The sequence below is a fragment of the Variovorax glacialis genome (assembly GCF_051216375.1).
Lineage (GTDB): Bacteria > Pseudomonadota > Gammaproteobacteria > Burkholderiales > Burkholderiaceae_C > Variovorax.
This window is the reverse complement of the sequence record NZ_JBPJZT010000004.1, coordinates 202,334-229,300: the sequence shown is the minus strand read 5'-3', so window position 1 is coordinate 229,300 and position 26,967 is coordinate 202,334. Positions and strand designations below refer to the sequence as shown.

At 67.5% G+C, this 26,967-nt stretch carries 27 protein-coding genes; 7 read left to right on the top strand and 20 right to left on the bottom strand.

Going from position 1 to position 26,967, the window contains the following annotated elements; all coding sequences use genetic code 11:
* Positions 1 to 13 precede the first annotated feature (13 nt).
* The 3 genes from ACSFBL_RS12760 to ACSFBL_RS12750 all read left to right on the top strand — a co-directional run bounded on the left by ACSFBL_RS12760 (position 14) and on the right by ACSFBL_RS12750 (position 4,357).
* Positions 14 to 1,504, top strand: a complete 1,491-nt coding sequence (locus tag ACSFBL_RS12760; protein WP_435516154.1) for an ABC transporter substrate-binding protein — start codon at positions 14 to 16, stop codon at positions 1,502 to 1,504.
* Positions 1,501 to 2,907 (top strand): amidase, encoded by a 1,407-nt coding sequence (locus ACSFBL_RS12755; protein ID WP_435516153.1) that lies wholly within the window; start codon positions 1,501 to 1,503, stop codon positions 2,905 to 2,907. The genes ACSFBL_RS12760 and ACSFBL_RS12755 overlap by 4 nt, the downstream gene beginning before the upstream one ends.
* A gap of 82 nt (positions 2,908 to 2,989) precedes the next feature.
* A complete protein-coding gene (locus ACSFBL_RS12750; RefSeq protein ID WP_435516152.1) occupies positions 2,990 to 4,357 on the top strand; it encodes a tetratricopeptide repeat protein in 1,368 nt (455 codons plus the stop codon).
* Here the strand turns inward: ACSFBL_RS12750 and glxR are convergent.
* The 8 genes from glxR to ACSFBL_RS12710 all read right to left on the bottom strand — a co-directional run bounded on the left by glxR (position 4,349) and on the right by ACSFBL_RS12710 (position 12,547).
* Complete coding sequence (gene glxR, locus ACSFBL_RS12745; protein WP_435516151.1) at positions 4,349 to 5,227, bottom strand: 2-hydroxy-3-oxopropionate reductase; 879 nt, start codon at positions 5,225 to 5,227, stop codon at positions 4,349 to 4,351. The genes ACSFBL_RS12750 and glxR overlap by 9 nt on opposite strands.
* A gap of 20 nt (positions 5,228 to 5,247) precedes the next feature.
* Positions 5,248 to 6,036, bottom strand: a complete 789-nt coding sequence (locus ACSFBL_RS12740) for an HpcH/HpaI aldolase family protein (protein WP_435516150.1) — start codon at positions 6,034 to 6,036, stop codon at positions 5,248 to 5,250.
* 38 nt (positions 6,037 to 6,074) lie between these two features.
* Positions 6,075 to 7,406 (bottom strand): glucarate dehydratase, encoded by a 1,332-nt coding sequence (gene gudD / locus ACSFBL_RS12735; protein ID WP_435516149.1) that lies wholly within the window; start codon positions 7,404 to 7,406, stop codon positions 6,075 to 6,077.
* A gap of 25 nt (positions 7,407 to 7,431) precedes the next feature.
* Complete coding sequence (locus ACSFBL_RS12730; RefSeq protein ID WP_435516148.1) at positions 7,432 to 8,394, bottom strand: Bug family tripartite tricarboxylate transporter substrate binding protein; 963 nt, start codon at positions 8,392 to 8,394, stop codon at positions 7,432 to 7,434.
* A 95-nt stretch (positions 8,395 to 8,489) separates the two neighbouring features.
* Positions 8,490 to 9,521 (bottom strand): LacI family DNA-binding transcriptional regulator, encoded by a 1,032-nt coding sequence (locus tag ACSFBL_RS12725; protein WP_435516147.1) that lies wholly within the window; start codon positions 9,519 to 9,521, stop codon positions 8,490 to 8,492.
* A 27-nt stretch (positions 9,522 to 9,548) separates the two neighbouring features.
* The gene (locus tag ACSFBL_RS12720) at positions 9,549 to 10,352 is read right to left on the bottom strand and encodes a phytanoyl-CoA dioxygenase family protein (RefSeq protein ID WP_435516146.1); all 804 of its coding nucleotides are present in this window, start codon (positions 10,350 to 10,352) and stop codon (positions 9,549 to 9,551) included.
* Positions 10,353 to 10,388: 36 nt separating this feature from the next.
* Positions 10,389 to 11,774: an amidase family protein gene (locus tag ACSFBL_RS12715; protein WP_435516145.1), complete on the bottom strand. Its 1,386-nt coding sequence runs from the start codon at positions 11,772 to 11,774 to the stop codon at positions 10,389 to 10,391.
* Positions 11,775 to 11,878: 104 nt separating this feature from the next.
* On the bottom strand, positions 11,879 to 12,547 hold the full coding sequence (locus ACSFBL_RS12710) for a histidine phosphatase family protein (RefSeq protein WP_435516144.1): 669 nt from the start codon (positions 12,545 to 12,547) through the stop codon (positions 11,879 to 11,881).
* A gap of 65 nt (positions 12,548 to 12,612) precedes the next feature.
* On the opposite strand from ACSFBL_RS12710, the gene ACSFBL_RS12705 reads away from it, so the two are divergent.
* Positions 12,613 to 13,323, top strand: coding sequence for an alpha/beta fold hydrolase (locus ACSFBL_RS12705; RefSeq protein ID WP_435516143.1), 711 nt, complete (start codon positions 12,613 to 12,615; stop codon positions 13,321 to 13,323).
* A gap of 12 nt (positions 13,324 to 13,335) precedes the next feature.
* Here the strand turns inward: ACSFBL_RS12705 and pcp are convergent, their stop codons facing one another.
* From pcp to ACSFBL_RS12665, 8 genes are read right to left on the bottom strand one after another with little or no spacing between them, the layout of a single operon-like run.
* Complete coding sequence (pcp, locus tag ACSFBL_RS12700) at positions 13,336 to 13,986, bottom strand: pyroglutamyl-peptidase I (RefSeq protein WP_435516496.1); 651 nt, start codon at positions 13,984 to 13,986, stop codon at positions 13,336 to 13,338.
* A 13-nt stretch (positions 13,987 to 13,999) separates the two neighbouring features.
* Positions 14,000 to 14,740 carry a 5-oxoprolinase subunit PxpA gene (gene pxpA / locus ACSFBL_RS12695; RefSeq protein WP_435516142.1) on the bottom strand — a complete coding sequence of 247 codons (741 nt, stop codon included), beginning with the start codon at positions 14,738 to 14,740 and terminating at the stop codon, positions 14,000 to 14,002.
* On the bottom strand, positions 14,730 to 15,773 hold the full coding sequence (locus ACSFBL_RS12690) for a 5-oxoprolinase subunit C family protein (protein ID WP_435516141.1): 1,044 nt from the start codon (positions 15,771 to 15,773) through the stop codon (positions 14,730 to 14,732). Before ACSFBL_RS12690 ends, pxpA begins: the two co-directional genes overlap by 11 nt.
* Positions 15,773 to 16,438 carry a 5-oxoprolinase subunit PxpB gene (gene pxpB, locus ACSFBL_RS12685; protein ID WP_435516140.1) on the bottom strand — a complete coding sequence of 222 codons (666 nt, stop codon included), beginning with the start codon at positions 16,436 to 16,438 and terminating at the stop codon, positions 15,773 to 15,775. The genes ACSFBL_RS12690 and pxpB overlap by 1 nt, the downstream gene beginning before the upstream one ends.
* A complete protein-coding gene (gene coaD, locus ACSFBL_RS12680; RefSeq protein WP_435516139.1) occupies positions 16,435 to 16,938 on the bottom strand; it encodes a pantetheine-phosphate adenylyltransferase in 504 nt (167 codons plus the stop codon). Before coaD ends, pxpB begins: the two co-directional genes overlap by 4 nt.
* A gap of 43 nt (positions 16,939 to 16,981) precedes the next feature.
* Positions 16,982 to 17,626 carry an RsmD family RNA methyltransferase gene (locus ACSFBL_RS12675; RefSeq protein ID WP_435516138.1) on the bottom strand — a complete coding sequence of 215 codons (645 nt, stop codon included), beginning with the start codon at positions 17,624 to 17,626 and terminating at the stop codon, positions 16,982 to 16,984.
* Positions 17,627 to 17,656: 30 nt separating this feature from the next.
* Entirely contained in the window at positions 17,657 to 19,018 is a 1,362-nt protein-coding gene (locus ACSFBL_RS12670; protein WP_435516137.1) for a M16 family metallopeptidase, read from the bottom strand.
* Positions 19,019 to 19,035: 17 nt separating this feature from the next.
* Positions 19,036 to 20,496, bottom strand: coding sequence for a M16 family metallopeptidase (locus ACSFBL_RS12665; protein WP_435516136.1), 1,461 nt, complete (start codon positions 20,494 to 20,496; stop codon positions 19,036 to 19,038).
* Between the two features lie 29 nt (positions 20,497 to 20,525).
* On the opposite strand from ACSFBL_RS12665, the gene ftsY reads away from it, so the two are divergent.
* The 3 genes from ftsY (at position 20,526) to rpoH (ending at position 23,355) form a co-directional block, all read left to right on the top strand.
* Complete coding sequence (gene ftsY, locus ACSFBL_RS12660; RefSeq protein ID WP_435516135.1) at positions 20,526 to 21,749, top strand: signal recognition particle-docking protein FtsY; 1,224 nt, start codon at positions 20,526 to 20,528, stop codon at positions 21,747 to 21,749.
* Between the two features lie 69 nt (positions 21,750 to 21,818).
* A complete protein-coding gene (locus tag ACSFBL_RS12655; protein ID WP_435516134.1) occupies positions 21,819 to 22,280 on the top strand; it encodes an Mpo1 family 2-hydroxy fatty acid dioxygenase in 462 nt (153 codons plus the stop codon).
* A gap of 133 nt (positions 22,281 to 22,413) precedes the next feature.
* Positions 22,414 to 23,355, top strand: a complete 942-nt coding sequence (gene rpoH, locus ACSFBL_RS12650; RefSeq protein WP_435516133.1) for an RNA polymerase sigma factor RpoH — start codon at positions 22,414 to 22,416, stop codon at positions 23,353 to 23,355.
* A gap of 48 nt (positions 23,356 to 23,403) precedes the next feature.
* On the opposite strand, the gene ACSFBL_RS12645 is transcribed toward rpoH, so the two are convergent.
* From ACSFBL_RS12645 to ACSFBL_RS12630, 4 genes are read right to left on the bottom strand one after another with little or no spacing between them, the layout of a single operon-like run.
* Positions 23,404 to 24,237: a DNA alkylation repair protein gene (locus ACSFBL_RS12645; protein ID WP_435516132.1), complete on the bottom strand. Its 834-nt coding sequence runs from the start codon at positions 24,235 to 24,237 to the stop codon at positions 23,404 to 23,406.
* A 10-nt stretch (positions 24,238 to 24,247) separates the two neighbouring features.
* Positions 24,248 to 24,865: an SCO family protein gene (locus tag ACSFBL_RS12640; protein ID WP_435516131.1), complete on the bottom strand. Its 618-nt coding sequence runs from the start codon at positions 24,863 to 24,865 to the stop codon at positions 24,248 to 24,250.
* A gap of 8 nt (positions 24,866 to 24,873) precedes the next feature.
* Complete coding sequence (gene cyoE / locus ACSFBL_RS12635; RefSeq protein WP_435516130.1) at positions 24,874 to 25,779, bottom strand: heme o synthase; 906 nt, start codon at positions 25,777 to 25,779, stop codon at positions 24,874 to 24,876.
* Entirely contained in the window at positions 25,776 to 26,960 is a 1,185-nt protein-coding gene (locus ACSFBL_RS12630) for a COX15/CtaA family protein (RefSeq protein ID WP_435516129.1), read from the bottom strand. The genes cyoE and ACSFBL_RS12630 overlap by 4 nt, the downstream gene beginning before the upstream one ends.
* Positions 26,961 to 26,967: the final 7 nt, after the last annotated feature.

Below are 26,967 nucleotides of genomic sequence, written 5' to 3'. Positions count from 1 at the left end.
TGGAGCCCTGACCATGTTGAATCGCCGCACCCTCCTGACCACTGCCGCACTCGCCACCGTGCCGCTCGCGCTGCCGCAGGCCGCGCTCGCGCAGGGGCGCAAGGATTCGATGGTGCTGGGAATGACGCTTGAACCGCCGGGGCTGGATCCGACGGCCGGCGCCGCATCCGCCATTGCCGAGATCGTCCAGTACAACATCCTGGAGACGCTCACCAAGATCAACGCCGACGGCAGCGTCTCCCCGCTCCTCGCCGAAAGCTGGGAGGTCTCGCCCGACCTGCGCACCTACACCTTCAAGCTCCGGCGCGGCGTCAAGTTCCAGAACGGCGAGCCCTTCAACGCCCAGGCAGTCAAGTTCTCGTTCGACCGCGCCGGCGGCGAGAAGAGCACGAACAAGGACAAGCGCACCTTCGCCAACATCAGCACGCAGGTCGTCGACGAAAACACCGTGGTGCTGATCAACAAGGAGATCGACCCCGACCTGCCCTTCCTGCTGGGCCAGGCCACCGCGGTCATCGTCGAACCGAAGAGCGCCGACGGCAACGCCATCAAGCCCATCGGCACCGGCCCCTACAAGCTCGACAGCTGGAACAAGGGCAGCTCGCTGGTGCTGAGCAAATGGGACGGCTTCCGCAACCCCGGCGCCGCGAAGCTGAACAAGGTCACCTTCCGGTTCATTTCCGATCCAGCCGCGCAGGCCGCCTCGCTGCTGGCCGGTGACGTGGATGCCTTCCCGCGCGTCGCCACGCGCATCGTGCCGCAGTTCAAGAACAACCCTCAGTTCCAGGTGATCCTTGGCGGCTCGCGGGCCAAGACCATCCTGGCCATCAACAACAAGCGCAAGCCGCTGGACGACCCGCGGGTTCGCAAGGCGATCTCCATGGCCATCGACCGCAAGGCCGTGATCGAGGGCGCGGCCGACGGTTTCGGCGTGCCGATCGGCAGCCACTACGTGCCAGGTGCCGCGGGTTACGTCGACACCACCGGCGTCAACCCCTTCAACATCGAGAAGGCCAAGCAGCTGCTGGCCGAGGCTGGCGTCAAGACGCCGCTCGAACTCACGATGACACTGCCGCCACCGCCCTACGCCCGCCAGGGCGGCGAGGTGATCGCGGCGCAGCTCGCCAAGATCGGCATCAACGTGAAGATCCAGAACGTCGAATGGGCCCAGTGGCTCAGCGGCACCTACGGGAACAAGGAATACGACCTCAGCATCGTTTCGCACGTCGAGCCCTTCGACCTGGGCAACTACGCCAAGTCGGACTACTACTGGGGCTACCAGTCGAAGGAATTCAACGCGCTGTACGACAAGATCAAGTCGACAGGCAACGCTGCCGAGCGCAACAAACTGCTGGGCGAGGCGCAGAAGGTCCTGGCCAATGACGCGGCCAATGCCTTCCTGTTCCAGCCCCAGTTCCCGGTCATCGCGAAGAAGAACGTCAAGGGCCTCTGGAAGGAGATGCCAGTGTTCGTCAACGACCTGTCCGCGCTGTCGTGGTCGTGAGCACGACGCTGCACGACCTGTCCGCGCAGGAACTGATCGACGCGTACCGCGACCGCAGCGTCTCGCCCGTCGAGGTCACGCAGGCCGTGCTCGACCACATCGAGCGCTGGGAACCGCACCTGCAGGCGACGTGGCTGCTGCGGCCCGAGGCCGCGCTCGAGCAGGCGCGTGCCTCCGAAGCGCGCTGGCGGCGCGGCGAGCCCTTGGGACCGCTCGATGGCCTGCCCACGACGATCAAGGAAAACATCGCGACGCGCGGTGACCCGATGCCGGCGGGCACCGCCGCCGTCGAGCTGCGGCCCGCCGCGGACGATGCCCCGCCGGCGGCACGCCTGAAGGAAGCCGGCGCGGTCATCGTCAGCAAGACGACGATGCCCGACTACGGGATGTTGTCTTCAGGACTGTCGAGTTTCCACAAGCTGGCGCGCAACCCCTGGGACTTGTCGAAGACACCCGGCGGCTCCAGCGCCGGCGCAGGCGCCGCGGCAGCCGCGGGCTACGGCCCGCTGCACATCGGCACCGACATCGGCGGCTCCCTGCGCCTGCCGGCCGGCTGGTGCGGCATCTTCACCCTCAAGCCCAGCCTGGGCCGCATCCCCATCGATCCGCCCTACATGGGGCGCGCCGCAGGGCCAATGACGCGCACGGTCGGCGATGCCGCACTGATGATGCAGACGCTCGCGCAGGCCGATGAACGCGACAGCATGAGCCTGCCCGCGCAGGACATCACGTGGTCGTCGTTCGACGTGGGCGCCGATCACCTGCGCGGACTCCGTATCGGCCTGCTGCTGGACGCCGGCTGCGGCTTGCCGGTCGACCCGGAGATCCGGTCCGCCGTCGAACACGCAGCGCGCCTTTTCGAACGCGCCGGTGCCATCGTCGAACCCATGCAGCCCTTCATGTCGCAGGCGATGCTCGATGGCATGGACCATCTGTGGCGCATGCGTTCGCTCGTCGACATGAATGCGTTGAAGCCGGCGCAGCGGGCCAAGGTCCTGCCCTACATCCGGGAATGGGCGGAGAGCGCGGCCGGTTTCGGCGGCGAGCATGTGTTCCGCGCGTTCAGCCAGTTCCACACGACGCGCGTCGCGACGGTCGCGGCCTGCGCGAACTACGACTATGTGATCTCGCCGACCTCGCCCAACCTGCCGGCGGGCGCCGAGATGCCCTCACCGACGAACGATCCGTTGCGGCCGCTGGAGCACATCGGCTTCACGGTGCCGTTCAACATGTCGGAGCAGCCGGCGGCGTCGATCAATTGCGGCTATTCCCAGGGTGGCCTGCCGATCGGCCTGCAGATTGCCGGAAAGCGCTTCGACGACCTGGGCGTGCTGCAGGTCTCGCGGGCGTTCGAGTTGATCCGCGAACCCCAGAGGCCCTGGCCGCAGCCGCCGGCCAACTGAGGCAGAAGCCCGCTTCCCGGCGCACGCCGAACCGAGAGCGTGGCAACATGAGCGGACCCTCCGAGCCACCCCAGGAGATGCCTTGAGTTCAGCCGCCCGCTTGACCGACACCCTCGGCAATCCTCTCAGCCTGACCGACCCGGCGAGCGTCGACGCGGTCGACGCCTTCGTCGAAGGCTTCATTTCGTGCGAGGCCCGCGCAGTCGACGTGCTCGCGGCCGCGCATGACCCGAGCCCCATCGTGCAGGCCTACTGCGCCACCCTTCACCTGTTCGCCGAATCGCGCGATGCAGTCGCCAACGCACGCCCGTTCATCGGGCGCGCGCAAGCCTCGGCGTCCGCCGCCACGCCGCGCGAGCAGCGCTACATCGCCGCCATCGCCGCCTGGGCGGACGGCGACATCGACCGGGCGATCGCCTTGCACCAGGAGCAGGCGCGCGAGCATCCGCGCGACCTCGCCTCGCTCAAGCTCGGCCAGTACCACTGCTTCAACACGGGCGACTGTCCCGGCATGCTGCGGCTTGCACTGGCCGCGATGCCCGCCGCGGGCGACGTGCCGTACCTGCACGGCATGGCCGCCTTCGGCTACGAGCAATGCCATCTGATGCGCGAGGCGGAGTCCAGCGCACGCCGGGCCATCTCGATGGAACGCAAGGAGCCGTGGGCGCACCATGCACTCGGCCATGTGATGCTGACGGAGGGGCGGCTGACAGAAGGCCTGGCGTTCATGCGCAGCGTGAGCGATACCTGGGTCGGACTCAACTCCTTCATGGTCACCCACAACTGGTGGCACGTGGCCCTTTTCCTGATCGATCTCGGGCGCGATGCGGAAGCGCTGGAGATCTACGACCAACAGGTGTGGGGTGTGGTCAAGGACTATTCGCAGGATCAGATCGGCGCCGTCTCGTTGCTGGCGCGCTTCGAACTGGCTGGCATCGATGTCGGCGATCGTTGGAAGGACCTCGTCACCTACCTCGCGCCCCGGCTCGACGACCACGTGTTGCCGTTTCTCGATCTTCAATACCTCTATGGTCTTGCGCGTGCCGGACGCTCCGAGGCGGATGCGCTGCTGCGCCACATCGAGGATTTCGCACCGAACGCGCCCTTGTCCACGCGCAGCGCATGGCAACGTGTCTGCATTCCCGCCGCGCACGGCCTGCGCGCGCATGCCCGCGGCGATTTCGCGTCAGCGATCGAGGGGCTGGGCCTCGCCCTGCCGCGTCTCATCGAGATCGGCGGCAGCCATGCGCAACGGGACCTGTTCGAGCAGGTGTATCTCGATGCCCTGGTCCGAAGCGGTACCGAGGCTACGCTGACCGCGGCGCAGGGCATCCTGCAGCGCCAGGTCAATGGACAGCCCGAATCGACACGGCTGCGCCGACAGGCCGACGCGGTCTATGCGCGCCTCGGCTTGCCGACCTACGGTTCCCGGAACGACGTGTCAGTCTGACGCGACTTCGTGCGCAGCCATCTGCTCCAGCGCCTTGACGAGCGCCGAGTGGTCGAGCTGGTCCCACCCATGGGCGGCGCACGACTGCATGAGTTGCGCGGCCGATGCGGTCTGCGGCAGCGCCACGCCCATCGACTTGGCGCCGGCCAGTGCCAGGCTCAGGTCCTTCTGATGCAGCGCGATGCGGAAGCCGGGGTTGAAGGTGCGCTTGATCATGCGCTCGCCATGCACTTCGAGGATGCGGCTGGCCGCGAAGCCGCCCATCAGTGCCTGTCGGACCTTGGCCGGATCGGCGCCGGCCTTGCTGGCGAACAGCAGCGCCTCGCCCACGGCGGCGATGTTGAGCGCCACGATGATCTGGTTGGCGACCTTGGTGGTCTGGCCATCGCCGTTGCCGCCGACCAGCGTGATGTTCTTGCCCATGGCCTCGAACAGCGGCCTGGCGCGTTCGAACACTGCGTCGTCGCCGCCGACCATGATCGTCAGGCTCGCCGCCTTGGCACCGACCTCGCCACCGGAGACTGGCGCATCGAGGTAGTCGCAGCCGAGTTCGTTGATCTTCTTCGCGAAGCGCTTGGTCTCGATCGGCGCGATCGAACTCATGTCGATCACGAGCTTGCCCTTGGAGAGGCCGGAAGCGACACCGTCCTCACCGAACAGGACCTGCTCGACGTCGGGCGTGTCGGGCAGCATCAGGATCACGACATCGGCCGCGCGCGCGACATCGGCATTGGAGGCACAGGCGGTGGCCGTCTTCAGCGCATCCGGCACCTTGCTGCGCGTGCGCACGAACATCTCGTGGCCCGCCTGCAGGAGGTTCTGCGCCATCGGCGCGCCCATGATGCCGAGGCCGATGAATCCGATTTTCATGTTGGAGTCCCTTTCAGTTTTCAGTAGGAGGAGGAGCCTGCGGCGGCCGGCTTGGCGCGCATCTTCGAGAGCACCTGCTGCGCACCCGCGGCGATGAGGCGGGCGTCGGAGCTGACGGTGACGAACTGGAAGCCCTTGGCAACGCGTGCAAGCGCGCCTTCGGCGGTGCCGTTGTGAATGCCGGCGACGAGGCCGTGCGCCTTGGCGCGTTCGAGGACGTGGTCGATGGCCTGCTGCGCCGGTGGGTCGACGTCGTCGAACACCGGCCTGCATCCGAGCGCGAGGGACAGGTCCGAAGGTCCGATGTAGACCGCATCGAGCCCCTCGACCGACATGATCGCGTCGAGGTTCTCGAGCGCCTGCGCGGTCTCGATCATCGCGAAGGTGACGATGGTGTCGTTGGCATGCTGCGGGTAGTCGGCGCCGCCGTAGAGCAGCGCCCGCACCGGGCCGAAGCTGCGTGTGCCACGCGGCGCGTAGTGGGTGTAGGCGACGAGTCGCGCGGCCTCGTCGGCCGTGCTGATCATCGGGCAGATGACGCCGTAGGCGCCGGCATCCAGCGCCTTCATCAACGCACTCGGCTCCAGCCAGGGCACGCGCACGACCGGCACGGTGTCGGTGGTGGAAATGGCCTGCAGCATCGGGATCATGGCCTGGTAGTCGACGACGCCGTGCTGCAGGTCGATGGTCAGCGAATCCCAGCCCTGGTGGGCCATGGTCTCGGCCGAGAAGCCGTTCGGGATTGCCAGCCAGCCATTGACGGCGGCCCCTCCGGATTTCCACAGCGTTCGCAGGCGGTTTTCTCTCATGGGGCGCTCCTTGGTGTTGTCACTGTGCGACCCCGTGCTCAGCGGTCGAAGGCGGGACGCTTGGGGTTGAAGGTCCAGCCGGGAATCAGGCTCTGCATGGCGACGGCGTCGTCCCGCGCGCCGAGGCCATGCTGCTTGTAAAGCTGGTGCGCCTTCTCGACCTCGGCTATGTCGAGCTCGACGCCGAGGCCGGGCTTTTTCGGCACCTGCACCAGTCCGCCTTCAATGCGCAGGGGCTCCTTGGTCAGGCGTTGCCCGTCCTGCCAGATCCAGTGCGTGTCGATCGCGGTCACGCGGCCCGGCGCAGCAGCGCCCACCTGCGTGAACATGGCGAGCGATACGTCGAAGTGGTTGTTGGAATGCGAGCCCCAGGTCAGGCCCCAGTCGCGGCAGGTCTGCGCCACGCGCACCGAGCCGGCCATGGTCCAGAAATGCGGATCGGCCAACGGGATGTCGACCGACTGCAGGGCCAGTGCGTGGCTCATCTGGCGCCAGTCGGTGGCGATCATGTTGGTGGCCGTCGGCAGGCCGGTCGCGCGCCGGAATTCGGCCATCACCTCACGGCCCGAGAAGCCCTCCTCGGCGCCGCATGGGTCCTCGGCATAGGCGACGACGCCGCGCATGTCGCGCATCAGGCGGATCGCATCCTTCAGGAGCCAGCCGCCGTTCGGATCGAGGGTGACGCGCGCCGCCGGAAAGCGCTCGTGCAGCGCCGTCATGGCTTCGATCTCTTCTTCGCCGCGCAGCACGCCGCCCTTGAGCTTGAAATCGTTGAAGCCGTAACGCGCGTGAGCCGCTTCGGCGAGCCGCACGACGGCTTCGGGCGTCATGGCCTTCTCGTGGCGCAACCGGAACCAGTCGTTGTCGGCTTTCGGCTCTCGCGCATAAGGCAGATCGGACTTGTCGCGGTCGCCGACGAAGAAGAGGTAGCCGAGCATCTCGACCGCATCGCGTTGCTGCCCTTCGCCGAGCAGGGCCGCGACCGGGACTTCCAGATGCTGCCCAAGCAGGTCGAGCAATGCGGACTCGATGGCCGTCACGGCATGGATGGTGGTGCGCAGGTCGAAGGTCTGCAGTCCGCGGCCGCCTGCATCGCGGTCGGCGAACTTCTTCTGCACCTGCTGGAGCACGCGCTGGCATGCGCCGATGGGCTGGCCGACCACGAGGTCGCGTGCATCGTCGAGCGTCTGGCGGATCTTCTCGCCGCCCGGCACTTCGCCTACGCCCGTGCGTCCCGCGTTGTCGGTGAGGATCAGCAGGTTGCGCGTGAAGAACGGACCGTGGGCGCCGCTGAGGTTGAGCAGCATGCTGTCGCGGCCGGCGACGGGGATCACGCGCAGTTCGGTGATGACTGGAGTGGAAGTGGGCATCGGAATCGCTCTGGACGTGTTTCTGTCAATCGATCGTGATCTTGCCGGTCTCGATCACCTTCTTCCAGCGCGCGAACTCCTGCTGCTGGAAAGCCGCGAACTGGGCCGGCGTGTTGGCGACCACTTCCAGGCCGATCGCCACGAATTGCTGCTTGACCGACGGGTCGTTGAGCGCCGCGGCCATCGCGTCGTGCGCCTTGCTGCGCACCGCCGGCGGCAAGCCCTTGGGCGCAACGATCGCCTGCCATGAATACACCTCGACGTTCTTGACGCCCGCTTCGGCGATGGTAGGCACATCGGGCAATACAGGCGAGCGTTTTTCTCCGGTGACGGCCAGCGCGCGGAGCTTGCCGGCGTTGATGTTCTGGACCACCGCGTTCACGTTCTGGAAGGACGCGTCCACCTGGCCGCCGAGCAGGTCGGTGATGGCCGGCGCGCCGCCCTTGTACGGGACGTGAAGTCCGCTGGTGCCGGTCTGTTGCCAGAACAGCTCGGCGGTGAGGTGGTCGCTGGAGCCGTTGCCCGAGGAGGCGAAGGTCATCTTCCCGGGGTTCGCCTTGAGATAGGCGATGACGTCCGCGACGGTCTTGTACGGCGACTTGGCCGGCACCACCAGCACGTTGGGCGCCTGCACCGCCACGGTGATGAGATCGAAGTCCTTCAGCGCGTCGTACTGCATGCCCTTGATGAGGTGCGGCGCTATCACGAGCGGACCGAGCGAGGTCACGAGAAAGGTGGACCCGTCGGGTGCCGACCGCTTGACCTGCGTGGCGCCGATGGTGCCGGTCGCGCCCGCCCTGTTGTCGACCAGGAAAGGCTGTCCGAGCTTGTTCGTGAGTTGCGGGCCGATGGCGCGGGCGACCATGTCGGTGGAACCGCCAGCCGGGAACGGCACGACCAGCGTCACTGGCTTCTGCGGCCAATCCTGGGCCTGGACCGAGGTGACCATGGCCAGGCCGGCAACGAGAAAGGTCAACAACGACTTCATGAACTTGCCTCTTTGGATGGTAGCGCTACGCAAAATCGAATGGTAGCGCTACCGTTTTCAGCCATCAAGCAGCGTGTCCTAGGGGTTTACACGGATCACGCGCTGTCGCGTTCGACGATCGAAAAGCCGACGTCGACGACCCGCGGGCCGGTCTGTCGACCTTCCGCGCGATCGACGATGAACTGCGCGGCATGGCGGCCGATGGCCGTGCCGTCGATCCGCACCGTGGTCAATGCGGGATGCAGGTCGGCGGAGAACTCGAGATCGCCGAAGCCGACGACAGACAGCCGCCCGGGCACATCGATGCCTCGCGATTGCGCCTCGACCAGCACGCCGAGGGCGAGCAGGTCCGAGCTGCAGAACACCGCATCGACCTCCGGCTGGTCCCTCAGCAGTTCGGCCAGCGCGGCGCGCCCGCTCTTCAGCGTGGTCGGCGCGGGCAGCTGGAGGATGGGCACATCGGGCAGACCGGCAGCCAGCGCGGCCTCGCGGAACGCCTGGTGGCGCCGCCGCGAACGCTCGTCGTCGCCCGCCACGACAGCGAGGCGCCGTCGCCCTTTCCGGCGCAGAAAGTCGACCACGGCACGCCCCACGTCCGGGTGGGAAAAGCCCACGAGCATGTCGAGCGGCGTCGGCGTGAGATCCCAGGTCTCGACCACCGGAATCCCGGCGGCCACCAGGCGCCTGCGGCCCTCGGGCGAATGGATGATGCCGGTCAGCACGATGCCGTCGGGCCGTCGGCCGATGATGGCCTCGAGCAATGCGTCCTCGCGCGAATCCACATAGCCGCTCTGGCCCAGCATCAGCTGATAGCCGCGCTCGGCGAGCGCCTCTGTCAGCGATTGCACCGTCTGCAGGAAGACGGGCCCGGAGATCGTCGGAACCACCGCCGCGACCAGCCGGCTGCGCGTGGACGCCAGACCGCCTGCGAGCACGTTGCGGACGTAACCGGTCCGCCCGACGGCGTCGGTCACCCGCCTGAGAACGTCGGCCGAGACCTGCGTGGGCGAACTCAGCGCGCGCGATGCGGTGATGGGCGCCACGCCGGCGAGCTTCGCCACGTCGTGCAGGGTGACCGCCCCGCTGCCCCGGCGGGTGCGGCGAGCGGGAGTGCCGTCTTTGCTCATCGGCACATTCTAGGCGTGACGGTAGCGCTACCGTCGATGGCCGATTTCGAAGTCGTTCCGGCCGCTTCGGTCGACGCCCTTCAGCAGCCAGAGGGGACGCTGCGCAAAATTGACCGCCACGCCGGTCTTGCCGTCGGCAGGCCGCAAATCGCGCTCGAACACCGAGGTCGACGGCATGTAGCGCAGCGCCACGCCGGTGCGGCGCTTGGCGGACGTATTGGCCCGGGCGCCATGGATCATGTAGACGTCGTGCAGCGACATCTGGCCCGGTTGCAGTTCGAGGTCGACGGCGGCCGCTTCGTCGAAAGTGCCCTCGGCCATGCGCTGGTTCAGGGTGAGGTCGGTGCGGTCCTCATGCAGGTGCTCGTGCAGTTCCTGCGCACGGTGGGACCGAGGGATGACCCGCAGGCATCCGTTCTCGGCCGTCGACTCCTCCAGCGCGACCCAGACGGTGCAGTTGGCCAGCGGACGGATCGGCCAGTAGTGGCCGTCCTGATGCCAGGGTGTCTCGTACCCTTCTTCCGGCGGCTTGCAGAAGACATGGCAACCCCAGAGGATCACGTCGTCCCCGACCACACCGGAAACGAGTTCGACGATCTCCGGATCCTTTGCCAGTTCAAGAAACTGACGGCTGCCGCGGACGCCCTCGCCGTTGTCGCCCTCGATGTGGGCTGAAACGAGCTTTTCCGGACGCACGCCTGGGTTGTCGCGGATCAGTGCATCCAGCGCGTCGCGCATCGCCGCCACGCGTGCAGGCGGGAGCTGGAATCTCGGAATCACCCAGCCTTCGGCCCGGTAGTGCTCGACCTCTTGCGCGGACATCTGTGCCATCGATGCGTCTCCTGTGGGACGCTCATTATGGGGAGATCAGTCGCGGAACGCCGGCGGCACCACGAAGCCGCCGAACGCTTGCTCCATGGCCTGCGCGAAGGCAAGGGGCGTGCGGTCTTCGAGCCGCGGCCCGATGACCTGCATGCCGATCGGCAGCCCCTCGTCACTGAGCCCGATCGGCATGGCGGTCGAGGGCAGTCCGGTGAGTGTGGCGATGCTGGACCACGCAGATTGATCCTTGTACGGAATCTCCCGGTCGTCGACGCGCAGCCGACGGGCCTCCATGTCCCCATGGTCGTGCAGGAAGGCGGGCGTCGGCATGACGGGGCACAGGATCACGTCCCACGACTCGAAGAACGCCCGCCACTGATGCGCGATGCCCATGCGCGCACGGTCCGCCTGGATCCATGCACGATGGTCGACCCCGGGCACGCCCGGCATGTCGGCGCTGATCAGCGCCCACATCAACTGCCCCCAGAGCGTTGCCACGCGTTCGAGGTCCGGCAAGAGCGGGCTCGCATCTTCGACCCGGCAGCCCAAGCGCGCCAGGTCGTCGCCCACGCGGCGCAACGACCCGCGCACGGCTTTGGACGTGGGCACCATCGGATGCGTGTCGAGCACCAGCACCCGGAACGCTTCCAGCGCTGTCTGCCGCGCGGGCGGCAGGACGAGCCTGTACGCGACCGCGACCGCGTCCGCATCGTCCGGCCCCGCGACGATATCGAGTGCAAGCGCCAGGTCGGCGGCACTGCGTGCCATCGGGCCCGCCACCGCAAGGTCGACCTGCGCCGCGACGGACAGCTCCGGTGTGCCCGGTGGCGCGCAACCGCGCATCGGAACCAGACCATGCGATGGCTTGTGCGCGAAGATGCCGCAGCAATGCGCCGGCACGCGCAACGAGCCGCCGAGGTCCGTGCCGAACTCCAGCGGCACGTAGCCCGCCGCCAGCGCGGCCGCACTGCCGCCGGACGAACCGCCCGGCGTGCGGGCCAGGTCCCAGGGGTTGTTCGTCGTGCCGAACACCGGGTTCGCGCTCTGCCAGTCCGCCAGATGCATCGCGACATTGGTCTTGCCGATCACGATGGCGCCCGCCGCTTTCAGGCGACGAACCACGACGGCATCCTGGGTAGCGCGCGCGTTTTCCGTCCCTGGGATGCCCCAGGTCGTCGGCAGTCCGGCCACGTTGAAGGCGTCCTTCACGGTCACGGGCACGCCTAGGAGCGGCCGTCGCTCGCCACGCGCCAGCGCCGCATCGGCTACCGCGGCGGCCGACCGCGCACGCTCGAAATCGCGCGTAACCACGGCGTTAATCTGCGGATCGAACTTCTCGATACGCTCGATCGAGCGCCTCAGCAGTTCGACGGAGGAGACTCGCCCTTCACGGAGATGGGCGGCGAGATCGGTGGCAGTCGCGTAATCCATCGGCATCCCTCGGCTGTCATGCACGTGCCGATGATGCAGCCGCCGGTGCGTGCGCGCTTGATCTTCATTGCTGCGCGCTTGATGAATCTTGCGATTCGCGCCGGCTATTTCCTGAGATGCCGTCGCTGGTCGTAGGTCGGTTGCGCCGGCAGGTCGGCCAGATGGCGGATGTCGGCCCAGTCGAGTATCTCGATCACCGAAGGCGACGCCGAATCGGCAACGCGGATGCGGTTGAAGCCCGCGTTCGGGATGTCGCTCTGCCGGGGTCCGTTGAGGCCGAGGCCGTGAACCGTGCGCCACACCATGTCGAGGACGCCGCCGTGCGTCACCACCAGCACGGTCTGCCCTGCATGCGCGACGGCGATGCGGCCGAGCGCCTCGATGATCCGGGTGTGGAACTCGCGCGGCGATTCGCCCTCGGGCATCGCGTGGTCCTCGCGGAACTGGAGCCAGTCCTCCCATGCGCGCGGATGCAGGTCCTGGATCTCGTCGGCGCGCATGCCGTCGACCACGCCGAAGTTCTGCTCCCGCAGCGCGGCGGAGGTGACGATCTCCAGTTCGAGCTGCCTCGAAGCCGGCGCGGCGGTCTGTTGCGCGCGCATGAGGTCGCTGCTGACGAGGTGCTGCACAGACTCGCCCGCCATCCGGAGCCCGAGCCGGCGCGCCTGCTCGTGGCCCAGGTCATTGAGAGGAACGTCGATGTGGCCCTGGAAGCGCAGTTCCCGGTTCCAGTCGGTTTCGCCGTGGCGGATCAGGATCAATTCGGTAGCCATGCCCTCGATTGTCGCCCCCGACGTTGACAACTTCGTGTGGCCGGCGCTTCGACGAGAATCCGCCGATGCCTACGCTTGTCCTGCTGCCCGGCCTCGCCTGCGACGAGCGCCTCTGGGAGGCGCAATTGCCCGCCCTCCCCTCCGCCCTCGAAGTCCGCGTGAGCGATGTCCATATGCGGCATGACTGCATCGAGGCCATGGCCACCGCCCTGCTGCACGAACACGACGGACCGCTGATCCTGTGCGGTGCGTCGATGGGCGGAATGATCGCGATGGAAGCCGCGCGGCAGGCGCCCGAACGCGTCGTCGGCCTGGCCCTGCTCGGCACCAATGCCCGCCCGGAAACGCCCGACATGTACGAGCTGCGCGAATCGGCGATCGAGCTTTTCGAGCGCGGCGAGGCGCGCGACGTGATCGAACTCAACGCCGGATTCGCCTTCCATCCTGCCCAGGCGGGCGATGCGGCGTTGATCAAGCGCTACGTCGACCTGGTGCTCGACGCCGGCGCGGCGCAACTGATCCGTCAGAACCGTGCCCTCATGGAGCGGCCCGATGCAAGGCCGCACCTGGCCCGCCTGAACTGCCCCGTGCTCGTGATGTGCGGCGAAGGCGACCGCCTCACGCCACCGGAATGCTCGCGCGAGATCGCGACGCTGATGCCGCATGCCGAACTCGTGTGGGTCGCCCAGTGCGGTCACATGCTCACGATGGAAAAGCCCGAACCCGTCAACACCACGCTCGCCGATTGGCTGAAGCGTTTTCCGGCGGCCGCATGACCCTGCGCCGGGTCAGTGCAGTTGGCCGCCCACTTCACGCACGTCCTCGCGAACGGTCAGCGACGTCCTGATGGCAATGCGCAGCGCGGCAACCACCGTCTCCAGCGCCATGCTCGGCATGCCCGGAAGGCGAGCCACCTGCTCGGGCAGATAGGGAATGTGGATGAAGCCACCGCGCATGCCCGGCACCGGCCGCGTCGCGATGCGGTGCATCAGGCCGAAGAAAATGTGATTGCACACGAAGGTGCCGGCCGTGTTCGACACGGAAGCCGGAATGCCAGCGGCGCGCAGGTCGCGCACCATGGCCTTGATCGGCAGGCTGGCAAAGTAGGCGGCCGGCGCGCCGGCCACCACGGGCTCGTCGATCGGCTGGCGGCCGGCGTTGTCGCAGATGCGGCCGTCGTCGATGTTGATCGCCACCCGCTCGGGCGTGATCTCGCTGCGCCCGCCGGCCTGGCCGATGGCCAGCACCAGTTGCGGCTGCAGCTCGTCGATCGCCGCATCGAGCTCGCGCAGCGCGGCGCCGAACACGCAGGACACGCGCCGCGCATGGACGAATGCGCCGTCGCAGCGCCAGCCGTCGAGCGCACGCACGGCCTCCCAGGAGGGATTGATCGCCTCCTTGTCGAAGGGCTCGAAACCCGTCAGCAGGACATTCATGATCCGACGGCGTTCTTCATGCCATCGCCGCCACGGCGATTCCTTCGGCCGCGAGGCGCTCGCGGATGCGGCGCGCAAAGGCCAGTGCATGCGCGCCGTCGCCGTGAAGGCACACGGTCTGCGCGTTGACGGCGACCACGCTGCCATCGATCGCAGTCACCTTGTGATCGCGCACCAGCGACAGCGTCTGCGCCAGCGACTGTTCCTCGTCCTCGATCAGTGCGCCGGGCTGGCTGCGCGGCACGAGGCTGCCGTCGGGCTGATAGCCGCGATCGGCGAACACTTCCTCGACCGGCTTGAGTCCCGCGCGCTCGGCGGCGCCGATCATGCCGCTGCCGGCGAGGCCGAAGAGGCGGAGCCCGGGGTCGAAGCGGCGCACCGCCTCGCAGATGGCTTCAGCAAGCACCGGGTCCTTCACGGCCTGGTTGTAGAGCGCGCCATGGGGCTTGACGTGGGCGAGCGTGCCGCCTTCTGCCTTGACGATCGCCGCGAGCGCGCCGACCTGGTAGAGCACGCCCGAAACAATCTCCTCGGGCGGCAGGTTCATCGTGCTGCGGCCGAAGTTCTCGCGATCGGGGAAGCTCGGGTGCGCGCCGATCGCCACGCCGTTGTCGATGGCCCAGCGCACGCACTGGCGCATGGTGTTCGCGTCGCCGGCATGCCAGCCGCAGGCGATGTTAGCCGAGCTCACGAGGCCGAGCAGGGCCTCGTCGTTGTCGCAGCCTTCGCCGAGGTCGGCGTTGAGGTCAATCTGCATGGGTTTCTCCTTCCGCGGCATTCTGCGCCGGTGCGATCCATCCTGCGGACGCAAGGCCTTGTGCCACCTGCCCGAGGTAGCGCCGCTGCCCGGCCCACGCCGCGATCGCCGCCGCGGCATCGACCTGCTCGAGGCGCAACAGGCCGTTGAGCGGTGCCTGCGCGAGCTTCCAGAGATCGGCCCGGATGACCACGCCGATGCGGGGATAGCCGCCGGTGGTCTGCGCGTCGCCCATCAGGATGATCGGCTGGCCCGAAGGCGGCACCTGGATCGTGCCGGGGATCACGGCCGACGAGAGCATGTCCACGCTGCGCCTGCGCTTGAGTTCGGGGCCTTCCAGCCGGCTGCCCATGCGGTTGCTCCGCGGCGTGATGCGCCAGGGTTCGCGCCACAGGAGCTCGCGCGACGCCACCGTGAACTGCTCGAACTCGGGGCCGGGCATGACCCGCAGGACGATCGCCCGGTCGGACGGATGGAAACGCCACTCGGGCATCCGCAAGCCGAACGGCCCGCGCGACAGCTGGGTGGTGCTCAGCATGGAAGGCCCCAGCATCAACGAATCGCCCGCTTTCAGGGCTCGGCCCGCATGTCCGCCGAAGCCGGCCTTCAGGTCCGTGCTGCGTGAGCCGAGGATCACGGGAACATCGATGCCTCCGGCGATCGCCAGCCAGGTGCGCAATCCCACCTTGGTCTTCGAGCGATTGGCACGCCCCAGCTTGAGCGTCTGCCCGGCACGCACCGGCACGCTCCAGCAGGGCCACAGCGGCACGCCGTCCAGGCGCGCATCGAAGTCGTCGCCGGCGAAGGCGATGCGCGTGTCAGCTTCGAAACGAAGCTCGCACGCCCCCATGGTGAGTTCCAGGCCGGCCGCGCCGTCGGCGTTGCCCACGAGCCGGTTGGCCAGCGCCAGTGCCAGCGTATCGAGCGCGCCGCCCGGGCAGATGCCGAGTTGGCGGTGGCCGTAGCGCCCCGCGTCCTGCACCGAGGCCATCATGCCCGGTCGCAGCACCGTCAGGCTCGCGCGACCCGCCATCACAGTTCCATGCTTTCCACGACGAAGCGCACGTGATCGCCCGGACGCAACAAGGTTGGCTCCGCCGCGCCCGGGTCGAACAATTCCAGCGAGGTGCGCCCGATCAGCTGCCAACCGCCCGGCGAAACCAGCGGATAGATGCCCGTCTGCTCGCCGCCGATCCCCACAGAGCGCGCGGGCACCGCCACGCGCGGCTCGGCGCGCCGGGGCGTCGCCAGTTCCGGGGGCAGGCCGCCCATGAAAGCGAAGCCGGGCAGGAAGCCCAGCAGGTAGACCACGTAGTCGCCCTCGCTGTGGCGCCGGACCACTTCGGCCGGCGTCAGGCCCGTGTGGGCGGCGACATCGGCAAGGTCGGGGCCGGCCTCGCCGCCGTACGCCACCGGAATCTCAATGTGGCGACCCTGGATCGGCGCTGCCGCAAGCTGGGGCCATGCGGAGAGCACCTGCATCTCGAGTTCGACGCCATCGATCTGCGAGGGGTCGAAAAGCAGGGTCAGGTTGTTCATGCCCGGCAGCACTTCCTGGATGCCGCGCCATTGCAGGGCTTCGGTCGCGAGCGCCCAGACCTGTTGCTGCTGCGCCAGAGTCGCCGGCGCGGGCAGTTCGCACAGGAGGGCGGCCTCGCCGAGGGAATGGAGGCGGGGCGACGAGCCTGCGACCGTCATTCCCTGCCGAGGCTGCGCACTTTGGTCATCAGGCTGTCCTGCACCTTCGGCGAGACGAACTTGTCGACTTCGCCGCCCAGCATCGCGATTTCACGGACGAAGGTGCTGGAGATGAACTGGTACTTGTCGCTGGGCGTGAGAAAGACGGTTTCGACATCCGGCATCAGCGATCGATTCATGCCGGCCAGCTGGAATTCGTAGTCGAAGTCGGTCACGGCGCGCAGGCCGCGCACCATGGCCTTGCCACCACGCGCCACGACGAAGTCGCGCAGCAGGCCCGAGAAGCTCTCGACCGTGACCTGGTCGCTGAAGGGCTTGACAGCATCCCGCGCCATCTCGATCCGCTCCTGGAGCGTGAAGAGCGCCTTCTTGTGATGGCCCGCCGCCACGGCGACGATTACCCGTGAGAACAGCTGGGTCGCACGCCGCACCACGTCTTCGTGACCCAGCGTGATGGGGTCGAAGGTGCCGGGATAAACCGCGATCACGTTGCTGGACATGGTGCTTTCTCCTGGTTCAGTCGCTGCGGTCAAGTTCGGCGGATTATGCAGCCGCCTCCGGCGCGCGTTGGAGAAGATGCGCATGCACGGCGCCCGCCTTCAGGTAGCGGTAGCCGATCAGGCCCAGTGTGGCCAGTTCGTCATCGCTCCACAGGCGCGCAGCTTCGAGGTAGACCACGCCGTCGGGTCGCAGGGCACGCGCGGCGGCGCGCAGCGCGGGCACATACAGCGCGGTGTTCTCGAAGGGCGGGTCGAGAAAGACGGCATGCAGGCTGCCTGCCGGTGTGCGATCCAGCGCGGTGACGCCATTGCCGCGCTCCACGCGCACGGCGTCGGCGGCGAGCTTGGTCTTGAGCGACTGCAATTGCGCGACGAGGGCCGGATCCTGCTCGCACAGCAGGACCGATGCGGCCCCGCGTGACGCGGCTTCGAGCCCGAGCGCGCCCGTGCCCGCGAAGGCATCGACGCAGTGCCAGGCCGGGATTTCACCGCCGCCGGCACCCGCCAGGCTCGCCAGCCAATTGAACAGCGTTTCGCGCACACGGTCCGGCGTGGGGCGCAAGCCGGGCTTGTCGGCGACGGCCAGGCGGGTGCGCTTCCATTGGCCGCCGATGATCCGTACGAAATGGGGCGCCTTGGCCAGCTTGGCCGGTGCGGAGGTGGCAGGTTTGCGGGGCGTTGGTTTCACGCCCCGAGCTTAACGGCACCTGCGCGGGGTTCAGGGCTTCGGCTTGTCGCCGACCACGACAGTCACCATGCGGTCCGGCTGCAGCTTGCGCCCGTATGCGGCCTTGATGTCGGCCGCCGTGACAGCGTTCATGCGGGCGGTCCAGGTGTCGAGGTAGTCGAGCGGCAGGTCGTTCCAGGCGATGTTGGCGACGTTGCCCAGCAGCTTGCGATTGCTGTCGAGCAGGAGCGGAAAGCCGCCGATGAGGTTGTCCTTGGCCGCCTTCAGCTCGGCATCGGTCGGGCCCTCGGCGACGAACTTCGCGAGCACTTCGCGCGACACCTTCACCGCGTCGTCGGCCTGGTCCGGACGCGTCTGGAAGCCGATGCGGAACGCACCCGCATGCAGGCCCGGGGAGAACGTGCTGTAGACGCTGTAGGCCAGCCCGCGCTTCTCGCGCACCTGTTCCGTCAGCCGCGATACGAAGCCGCCGCCGCCGAGGACGTAGTTGCCGAGGTTGAGCGCGAAGTGGTCCGGATCGGCGCGGCGGTAGCCGGGCTGGCCGATGATCACGTGCGCCTGCGCGGAATCGTGCGGAATCCGCTCTTCCTTCGCGGCGGTGAGCGGCGCGACCTCTGGCACCGGCGGCAGCGCCGCGCATGCGGAGGGCGATGAAGGCAGCCGGGACAGCAGGGCCGTCGCGATCTCGTCGGCCCGCTCGCGCGTCACCGCGCCGACGATGCTCACCTTGGCGCGGCACGGAACGATGAGCCGCTCGTAACGCTGGCGCATCGTGGCGACGTCGATCTGCGCCAGGGTCGCTTCAGTGGTGTCCATGCCGTAGGGATGCGTTCCGTAGACCGCCTTGGAGAACGCTTTTTCCGCGATCGTGGCCGGCTTCGTGTTGGCTTCCCGGATGGCCGCGTTCAGGCGTTCCCGTTCCCGCTTCCAGACGTCCTCGGGAAAGGCCGGCTCGCCGATCTCGCGCGCTGCGAGCCGGACTGCCTTGTCGAGCAGCACCGGGTCGGCGAGCGTGCGCAAGGTGAAGCTGGTGCGCTCGGCCCCGCCGCTCACGTCGAAGTTCGCGCCGAGATCGGCCCAGGCTTCGCCAAGGGCGTTCTGGTCCATGGCCGGGTCGCTGCCGCTGGCGCGGATGCCTTTTTCGACCATGCCCGCGGTCACGCCGGCCAGGCCCGCCTGGGCGGGGGGATCGCGCCGGGCGCCCGCGTCGAAGTCGATCTGCACATCGACGATGGGAAGCGCATTGGTGATGGCGAGATAGACGTTGGCGCCGCTCGGCTGCGTCCAATGCTGGATCGGGATGCCCGCATGGGCGAAGGCGCCGAAAACCACCGTGGCTACGGCGAGGATGGCGCGACGCGCGGTGCGTCGGATGTGGAATGGGGTGGACATGGAACTTCAGCCTTCGTTCAGCGCAGGTCGCCGGCGGGCGCTGCGAAGCCGCGCGGACGGCGGGTGGTGTCAGGTGGCAGGGGATGCAGCGCGGCGGCGGTCAACTGGTCATCGCCGAAGTACCTGGCGGCCACGGCCTGAACCTGTGCCGCCGTCACGCCCTGGAGCCGGTCGATGATGCGGGCGCTCGCGTCGAGCGGCAGGCCCTGCACCCAGTTGGCTCCGAGTTCGCGCGCCTGCGCCATCACGGAATCGAGCTTGTAAGTCTCGCTGGCAACCCATTGCGTCTTCACGCGGGCCAGTTCGGCTTCGCCGATGCCGTCGCGGGCAATCTTCGCCACCTCGGCGCGCAGCGCGGCTTCGACCGCAGCGGAGCTCTTGCCGGCCGCGGGGACGCCCTCGAGCACGAACAATTGCGGGCCGCGACCGACGAAGCCCGAGTAGGCGCCCGCCGAATCGGCCACGCGATCGGGGCCCTGCGTCAAGGCGCGATCGAGCCGTGCGCCCGGATAGCCGTCGAGCACCGCAGCCAGCACCACCAGCGCGTAGGGGTCGATATCGCCGCCGAACTTGTCCGCGGGATCGATCTGGGGCACGCGGTACGCGAGCGAGACATAGGCTTGCTCCGCCGGGGCCTTGAACTCGACGCGGCGGATGCCGCGCTGCGCCGGTTCAATACGCGGCTTGCGCTCCGGGACGGCGCGCGCAGGGATGGAACCGTAATACTTCTCGGCCCAAGCCCGCACCTTGGCGACATCGACATCGCCCGCGACGACGAGTGCCGCATTGGCTGGCGCATACCAGCGCTTGAAGAAGGCGCGGGCGTCGTCCGGCGTCATCGCATCGAGATCGCTCATCCAGCCGACCACCGGGCGGTGATAGGGCGAGGCGGTGAAGACGGCGGCGTTCTGCTGTTCGCCGAGCAAGGCGCGCGGCTGGTCGTCGGTGCGCATGCGGCGCTCTTCCTTGACCACCTCGATCTCGCGCTTGAACTCGTCGTCGGCCCACTGGTTGTTGGCGAAGCGGTCGGATTCGAGCTTCATCACCTGCTCCAGCTTGTCCGCGGGGATCTGCTGGTAGTAACCGGTGTAGTCGCGCGTGGTGAAGGCGTTTTCGCGCCCGCCCAATGCGGCAACGCGGCGGGAGAACTCGCCCGGCTTCAGGTCCTTGGTGCCCTTGAACATCATGTGCTCCAGCACGTGGGCGACGCCCGAGGTGCCGTCGACCTCGTCCATTGAGCCGACGCGAACCCAGAGCATCTGGACCGCGGTCGGCGCGCGGCGGTCGGGCTTCACGATCAGGGTCATCCCGTTGGCGAGCGTGAACTGTTCGGCGGGGACCGGGGCGGTTGCTGCAGCCGCGGAAAGGGGCGGCGACGAGGGAGGAGTTTGTGCAAGGGCGGGCAGGGCCCAGGGCGCGAACAGCACCGAGGCCAGCACCGCACCAGACGCAGCGCGGCGTGGCGAGGGGTGTTTCATAGAATGGCTCGGATTGTAAAAACCACGCAATGTTCAGTTTCTTCAAGAAAAAACCGCCTTCCGAAGGGCAGGTGCCGCTTCCGTCACCCGCGGTTCCGGCGGCCGAGGCGCCTGCGGAGACGCCGCCCGCGCAGGCCAAGTCGGTCTTTTCACCCTCCACCTGGTTCGGCACCAAACCGACGGTTGCAGAGCCGCCGCCGGCCCCGGCGAGCCCGCCCCTCTCACCTCAGGCGCCTGTGGCCGCGCCTGCGACATTCGCGCCGGCAGCGGCAGCCACGCCGGCGCCGGAACCGGTAGCTGCACCCGCCCCGGTGGTGGCGCCCGCTTCAGCCCTCGTCCAGCCGCCCGTGCCCGAACGCAGCGGCTGGCTCGGCAAGCTCAAGAACGGCCTGCGCAAGACCGGCAACAGCATCACCGCCGTCTTCGTCAACGCCCAGATCGACGATGCTCTGTATGAAGAGCTCGAAGAAGCCCTCCTGATGGCCGATACGGGCGTCAAGGCGACGGAACAGCTCCTCGACGACCTCCGTCGTCGAGTCAAGAGCAACATGGCCACCGATGCCGCGCAAGTGAAGGTGCTGCTCGTCGACGCGATCGCGGACCTGCTTCGCCCGCTGGAAAAGTCGCTCGTGATCGGGCAACACACACCGACCGTGATCATGGTGGCCGGCGTCAACGGCGCGGGCAAGACGACTTCGATCGGCAAGCTTACCAAGCACCTGGCAAACGAAGGCGCCTCCGTGCTCCTGGCGGCCGCCGACACCTTCCGGGCGGCTGCGCGCGAGCAGTTGCTGGTCTGGGCTGATCGCAATACCGTGGAAATCGTCAGCCAGGAAGGCGGCGATCCGGCCGCCGTGAGCTTCGACGCAGTCAACGCAGGCAAGGCGCGCGGCAAGGACGTCGTGCTCGTCGACACGGCCGGCAGATTGCCGACGCAGATCCACCTGATGGACGAACTCAAGAAGATCAAGCGCGTCGTCACGCGGGCGGATGCGACGGCGCCGCATGAGGTCCTGCTGGTGATCGACGGCAATACGGGGCAGAACGCGCTGGCGCAGGTCAGGTCCTTCGACGAAGCCCTGGGGTTGACGGGCCTGGTCGTCACCAAGCTCGACGGCACGGCCAAGGGCGGCGTGCTGTGCGCCATTGCCCGCGAGCGGCCGGTTCCCGTCTATTTCATCGGCGTGGGTGAGAAGCTCGAGGATCTCGAGACCTTCAACGCCCGGGAGTTTGCGCAGGCCCTGTTGGGGTAGTCGATCCGCGCGACGCGCCCACGGCGATCTGGCATCATCTTCGGCGCCAAAACAAGCCGAGGAGACAAGATGAACACGACGGCCGCACCGCTGGCTGGCAGCGACAGGAAGGTGGATCGCCTGCTTGCGCACTACGGCGAAAGCCACCGGAATCCCACCAACGAGGCGATCCACATGGTGGCGATCCCGGCGATCATGCTCAGCATCGTCGGGCTGCTTTTCGCCCTGCACCCATGGGCGGCCTATGCATTCGTGGCGGCGAGCCTCGTGTACTACGCGACGCTGCATTCGCCCGCCTTCCTGATCACCATGCTCGTGGGAACGGTCGCGCTCCTGGCGGCGGTGCATGCGCTGGGCGACCTTGTTTTTCCGGTTTCAGCCGCTATTTTTGTGGTGGCATGGGTATTCCAGTTCATCGGCCACAAGATCGAAGGGAAGAAACCTTCGTTCTTCGAGGACATCCAATACCTGTGGGTCGGGCCGCTGTTCGTCCTGTCCAGAATCTTCCTGCGGCTCGGCATGAGGTGGTAGCAGGCGGTGCCGCCTTTCGCGGCGCCGACCCATGTACTGCGCCTATCAACCCGATAGAAATAGGTGGGAACCCTTACCTTAGCACTCGCTCTAACCGAGTGCTAATATGGCCAAGAACGAAGGAGTTTCCCGAATGACAACACTGTCTGGAGCCTCTGCCAACCAGTTGGCCGTCGCCAATCCCTGGTCGATGGTCCCCCCGCTGGGTAACCTGGACGCCTACATCTCGGCAGCCAACCGGTTGCCACTGCTGACGCTCGAGGAAGAGCAGGGTTTCGCGCGCAAGTTGCGCGACAACAATGACCTTGAAGCCGCCAGTGCGCTGATCCTCTCGCACCTGCGGCTCGTCGTATCCATCTCCCGCCAATACCTGGGCTACGGGCTCCCGCATGGCGACCTCATCCAGGAGGGCAATGTCGGCCTGATGAAGGCCGTGAAACGTTTCGACCCCGACCAGGGCGTGCGGCTGGTGAGCTACGCCATGCACTGGATCAAGGCCGAGATCCACGAGTACATCCTCAAGAACTGGCGGATGGTCAAGGTCGCGACGACCAAGGCCCAGCGCAAGCTCTTCTTCAACCTGCGCTCGATGAAGCAGGGCTTCAAGGCCGATTCGGCCGCAGCCGACGGCGGCACGCACCGCGACACACTGAGCCCGGACGAGGTATCGCAGATGGCGACCCGGCTGAACGTGAAGCCCGAAGAAGTGCTGGAGATGGAAACACGCCTCTCCGGCGGCGACGTGCTGCTCGACCCCAGCCCGTCCGACGACGGCGACGAAGGCTTCGGGCCCATCGCCTACTTGGCGGACGCCACCCAAGAGCCGACCGCGCAACTCGAATCGCAGCAGCGCGATCGTCTCTCGACGGACGGCATCTCGACCGCCCTGGAGGCGTTGGACGATCGCAGCCGTCGCATCGTCGAAGAGCGTTGGCTCAAGGTCAATGACGATGGCTCGGGCGGCATGACGCTTCACGACCTGGCTGCGGTCTACGGTGTGAGCGCCGAACGCATCCGCCAGATCGAAGTGGCGGCAATGAAGAAGATGAAAAAGGCACTGGCCGAATACGCTTGAGTCGCCTCCGCACCCGAACAGCCCGGCCTCGTGCCGGGCTTTTTGTTTTCAGGGCGCCTCCGCCGTCTGCTTCGACAGCGTTCGCAGTGCCCGCCGCACGATGTAGCGTGTCTCGGGGGCGCTGCTCTCCGCCAGCCAGCGATCGCACGTCGCTTCGACCCAGACTGGCTGGGTCCGGCTCGCATCGTTGAGCCAGTTGGCCACCGAGTTCTGGACATACCGGCTGGGGTCCGCACGCAAGGGTTCCAACAATCCCACGGCCCGCCACGGCTCGGCCTTCAGTTGCTCGATCTGCGCGCACCACACGCCCCGCGGGCGCGTGAGTTCACTGGCAAAGCGGCGGATGTTCGGATCCGGATCCAGCACCCACGGGCCGAGAAGCGCCAACGCGTCGTCGAGCGAGCGCATCGTCGCGTCCCGCACGGCCATCCAGGCCATCTCACGCACGCCGAAATGCGGATCCGCGGCAAATCGGCGGACCGCGGCAAGTTGCGCGGGCAGGGCAAGGCCCGACATGGCGATCCAGTGCGTCGCCCAGCAGCGCGCGACGTCGCTGGGATGGGTGGCCAGGCGATGGGCCACGGCGTCGCGTTCGGGATGCTGCGCGGTCAGGTCGTAGAGGGCACGGGCGATGTGGCCGTGGCGTTGCATTGGCTTGAACGCCGTGAGCATCGCGAAGGTATCGATCAGTCGCTCGCTGTCCGGGTCGAGCCCGATATGCGAGGCCACGCTGCGCGCAAGACGCGGCAATTCGAGCGCGAGGAACTCGTTGAGATTCACGGTGTCGAGCAACCCGTCGTTCAGCGCATTCAGCACTTCCGGAGGAATGAGCGCCATGCGGAATGCGCCCTTGCGCTGTCTCAGGTGGTCGACGCTGCCCACGGCACCCGGCTCAGGACTTCAGCAGCGCCTTGATGTCCGACACCATCGCCGGCACCCCGCCGCCGTAGCGCGCATAGAGCCGCACGCGACCCTGCGGGTCGTAGACAAAGCTGGCCGCGGAGTGGTCCATCGAATAGCTTGTGGGCGTCTTGCCGTCGACCTTCTTGTAATAGACCTTGAAGTCCTTCGCCAGCGCCGCGAGTTGGTCGGACGTGGGGATCAGCGCGACGAACGACGGGTCGAACGCCCCCATGTAGGCCTTCATCACTTCCGGCGTGTCGCGCGCCGGGTCGACGGTGACGAACAGGACCTGCAACTTGTCGGCGTCCGCGCCCAGTTGCTGCTTGACCTGCGCCATTTCGGACATGGTCGTCGGGCAGACGTCGGGGCACTGCGCATAGCCGAAGAACAGCACGACGGCCTTGCCCTTGAAGTCGGCCATCGTGCGCACGCGACCGTCTGCATCGGTCAGCGAGAAGTCCCTGGCGTAGTCCGCCCCCGTGATGTCGACCGCATTGAAGCTCGGCTTGGACTCGGAGCAGCCCGCGAGATTCACGCCCGCAGCGGCTGCAACGCCAGCCCAGGCCGCGACCTTCACCATTCGCCGGAGCGCTTGCCGCTTGTTCATCAATTGCTTCATCGGAGGTAGTGATCGACCAGCAGGGCCGCGAACAGCACGCTCAGGTGGATCAGTGAAAAACGGAAAGTCTTGCGCGCCAGGGCGTCGGAATAGTTTCTCCACAGCGCGAAGGCATAGCCGGTGAAGCCGATGCTCACGCCGATGGCGACGACAAGATAGAGCCAGCCGCTCATGCCGTAGATGAAGGGCATCAGGCAGGCGGCGAACAGGATGAAGGTGTAGAGCAACACCTGCAGCCGCGTGAATTCATTGCCGTGCGTCACCGGCAACATCGGAAGACCCGCCTTGCGGTAGTCCTCGACCCGATAGAGCGCCAGCGCCCAGAAATGCGGCGGCGTCCATAGGAAGATGATGAGGAAAAGAATCAGCGCCTCGGGGCCGACGTCGCCCGTCATCGCCGCCCAGCCCAGCACCGGGGGCATCGCGCCGGACGCACCGCCGATGACGATGTTCTGGGGCGTGAGCGGCTTCAGGATCACGGTGTAGACCACCGCGTAGCCGACAAAGGTGGCGAAGGTCAGCCACATGGTCAGCGGGTTCACCGCGAACCACAGCACCGCCGAACCGACCGCGCAGAGCGCCGCCGAGAAGATCAGCGCCTGCCGGTCGCTCAGTTGCCCGCGGGCCGTCGGGCGCCAGGCGGTCCGCTTCATCTTGGCGTCGATGCCCTTTTCGACCAGGCAGTTGAACGCCGCGGCCGCACCCGCGACCAGCCAGATGCCGACGCAGGCCAGCGCGCCCTGCTGCAGGTCGGCCAGCGTCGGCACGCCGGGCACCGCCAGCACCATGCCGATCAAAGCGCAGAAGACGATCAGTTGGACCACCCGCGGCTTGGTCAGCGCGTAGAACTGGCGCAGGACGCTGGCGGTCGTCGGGTTGTGGACGGAAGCGGGTGCGCTCATGCGGCCTCCATCCGGTTGTTGCGCACGGCGGTGGCGGCGATCGCCGGAACGCGCTCACGCCGGCTTTCGCAGATCGTCCAGACAAGGACCACGGCAAGCGCTGCGGCGCCGCCGGTGTGCAGCACCGCCGCCGCGAGCGGCCAACCCAGGAGGACGTTGCCCAGTCCGGTCGCAAGCTGGAGCAATGCGAGGCTGCCGAGCCATCGTGCCTGCGCGCGCAGGGCCGCGACGCCGCGCAGGCGCCAGGCCAGCGCGCCGATGGCGACGAATACGACATACGCCATCAGCCGATGCGCGTAGTGGATGGCGGTCAGCGCCGCGAAATCGATGGGCGCACCGCCCGCCGTCTCGCCGAGTTGCCGCCAGATCTCAAAGCCCTGCGAGAAGTTCATGGGAGGCCACCAGCTGCCCTGGCAGGTCGGGAATTGCGTGCAGGCCAGCACCGCATAGTTGGTGCTGACCCAGCCGCCGAGCGCAATCTGCAGCGCGAGAAGCGCTGTCGTCGCCAGCAGGAGGGCACGCAGCGCGGAAGGCACGGCCGCGGCGACGCGTTGTGCCGCCGCTTGCTGATACCGCACGGCCTGGATGCACAGCAGCGCCAGCAGCACGACGGCACCCATCAGATGCAGGGTGACGATCGCGGGGTACAGCCTCCAGGTCACCGTCATGGCACCGAACGCGCCTTGCAGGCAAACCCACACCAGCGTGGCGGCAGGCCACCACGCGCTGAGAGGCTTCTCGCCCACGTGATCGGCAGTGCGCTGGCGACGCCGTGCGATCAACGTCGCAATGGCCAGTGCGAGGATGAGGACACCCACGCCGGTCGCCAGGTAGCGATGAACCATTTCGACCCACGCCTTGCTGTGCGTGACTGGGCCGGTCGGCTGCGCGGCCTGGGCCATCGCGATGTCGTGGCGCGCGCCGAGCGGGCTGGCGTTGCCGTAGCAGCCAGGCCAGTCGGGACAGCCGAGCCCCGAATCGGTCAGGCGCGTGAAGGCGCCGAACAAGGTCAGGTCGAAGGTCAGGAAAAGCGTGAGCACCGTCAGTGCATGCAGCCGACGCGCCGCGCCGCTGCCGGCATTGCGCCGCCAGACCCAGAGCAGCGGCCCCAGGGCAATCAGCACGCCGACCGCCATCAGCCAGGCGATCGGCGTGAGGTCGTAGAGCGATGTCGTATCCATGGCGATG

Coding starts and splice junctions, on each gene's coding strand:
- ACSFBL_RS12760 (WP_435516154.1), top strand. CDS start 14: ATGTTGAATCGCCGCACCCTCCTGACCACTGCCGCACTCGCCACCGTG.
- glxR (WP_435516151.1), bottom strand. CDS start 5,227: ATGAAAATCGGATTCATCGGCCTCGGCATCATGGGCGCGCCGATGGCG.
- ACSFBL_RS12740 (WP_435516150.1), bottom strand. CDS start 6,036: ATGAGAGAAAACCGCCTGCGAACGCTGTGGAAATCCGGAGGGGCCGCC.
- gudD (WP_435516149.1), bottom strand. CDS start 7,406: ATGCCCACTTCCACTCCAGTCATCACCGAACTGCGCGTGATCCCCGTC.
- ACSFBL_RS12730 (WP_435516148.1), bottom strand. CDS start 8,394: ATGAAGTCGTTGTTGACCTTTCTCGTTGCCGGCCTGGCCATGGTCACC.
- ACSFBL_RS12725 (WP_435516147.1), bottom strand. CDS start 9,521: ATGAGCAAAGACGGCACTCCCGCTCGCCGCACCCGCCGGGGCAGCGGG.
- ACSFBL_RS12720 (WP_435516146.1), bottom strand. CDS start 10,352: ATGGCACAGATGTCCGCGCAAGAGGTCGAGCACTACCGGGCCGAAGGC.
- ACSFBL_RS12715 (WP_435516145.1), bottom strand. CDS start 11,774: ATGGATTACGCGACTGCCACCGATCTCGCCGCCCATCTCCGTGAAGGG.
- ACSFBL_RS12710 (WP_435516144.1), bottom strand. CDS start 12,547: ATGGCTACCGAATTGATCCTGATCCGCCACGGCGAAACCGACTGGAAC.
- ACSFBL_RS12705 (WP_435516143.1), top strand. CDS start 12,613: ATGCCTACGCTTGTCCTGCTGCCCGGCCTCGCCTGCGACGAGCGCCTC.
- pxpA (WP_435516142.1), bottom strand. CDS start 14,740: ATGCAGATTGACCTCAACGCCGACCTCGGCGAAGGCTGCGACAACGAC.
- ACSFBL_RS12690 (WP_435516141.1), bottom strand. CDS start 15,773: ATGGCGGGTCGCGCGAGCCTGACGGTGCTGCGACCGGGCATGATGGCC.
- pxpB (WP_435516140.1), bottom strand. CDS start 16,438: ATGACGGTCGCAGGCTCGTCGCCCCGCCTCCATTCCCTCGGCGAGGCC.
- coaD (WP_435516139.1), bottom strand. CDS start 16,938: ATGTCCAGCAACGTGATCGCGGTTTATCCCGGCACCTTCGACCCCATC.
- ACSFBL_RS12670 (WP_435516137.1), bottom strand. CDS start 19,018: ATGTCCACCCCATTCCACATCCGACGCACCGCGCGTCGCGCCATCCTC.
- ACSFBL_RS12665 (WP_435516136.1), bottom strand. CDS start 20,496: ATGAAACACCCCTCGCCACGCCGCGCTGCGTCTGGTGCGGTGCTGGCC.
- ftsY (WP_435516135.1), top strand. CDS start 20,526: ATGTTCAGTTTCTTCAAGAAAAAACCGCCTTCCGAAGGGCAGGTGCCG.
- ACSFBL_RS12655 (WP_435516134.1), top strand. CDS start 21,819: ATGAACACGACGGCCGCACCGCTGGCTGGCAGCGACAGGAAGGTGGAT.
- rpoH (WP_435516133.1), top strand. CDS start 22,414: ATGACAACACTGTCTGGAGCCTCTGCCAACCAGTTGGCCGTCGCCAAT.
- ACSFBL_RS12640 (WP_435516131.1), bottom strand. CDS start 24,865: ATGAACAAGCGGCAAGCGCTCCGGCGAATGGTGAAGGTCGCGGCCTGG.
- cyoE (WP_435516130.1), bottom strand. CDS start 25,779: ATGAGCGCACCCGCTTCCGTCCACAACCCGACGACCGCCAGCGTCCTG.
- ACSFBL_RS12630 (WP_435516129.1), bottom strand. CDS start 26,960: ATGGATACGACATCGCTCTACGACCTCACGCCGATCGCCTGGCTGATG.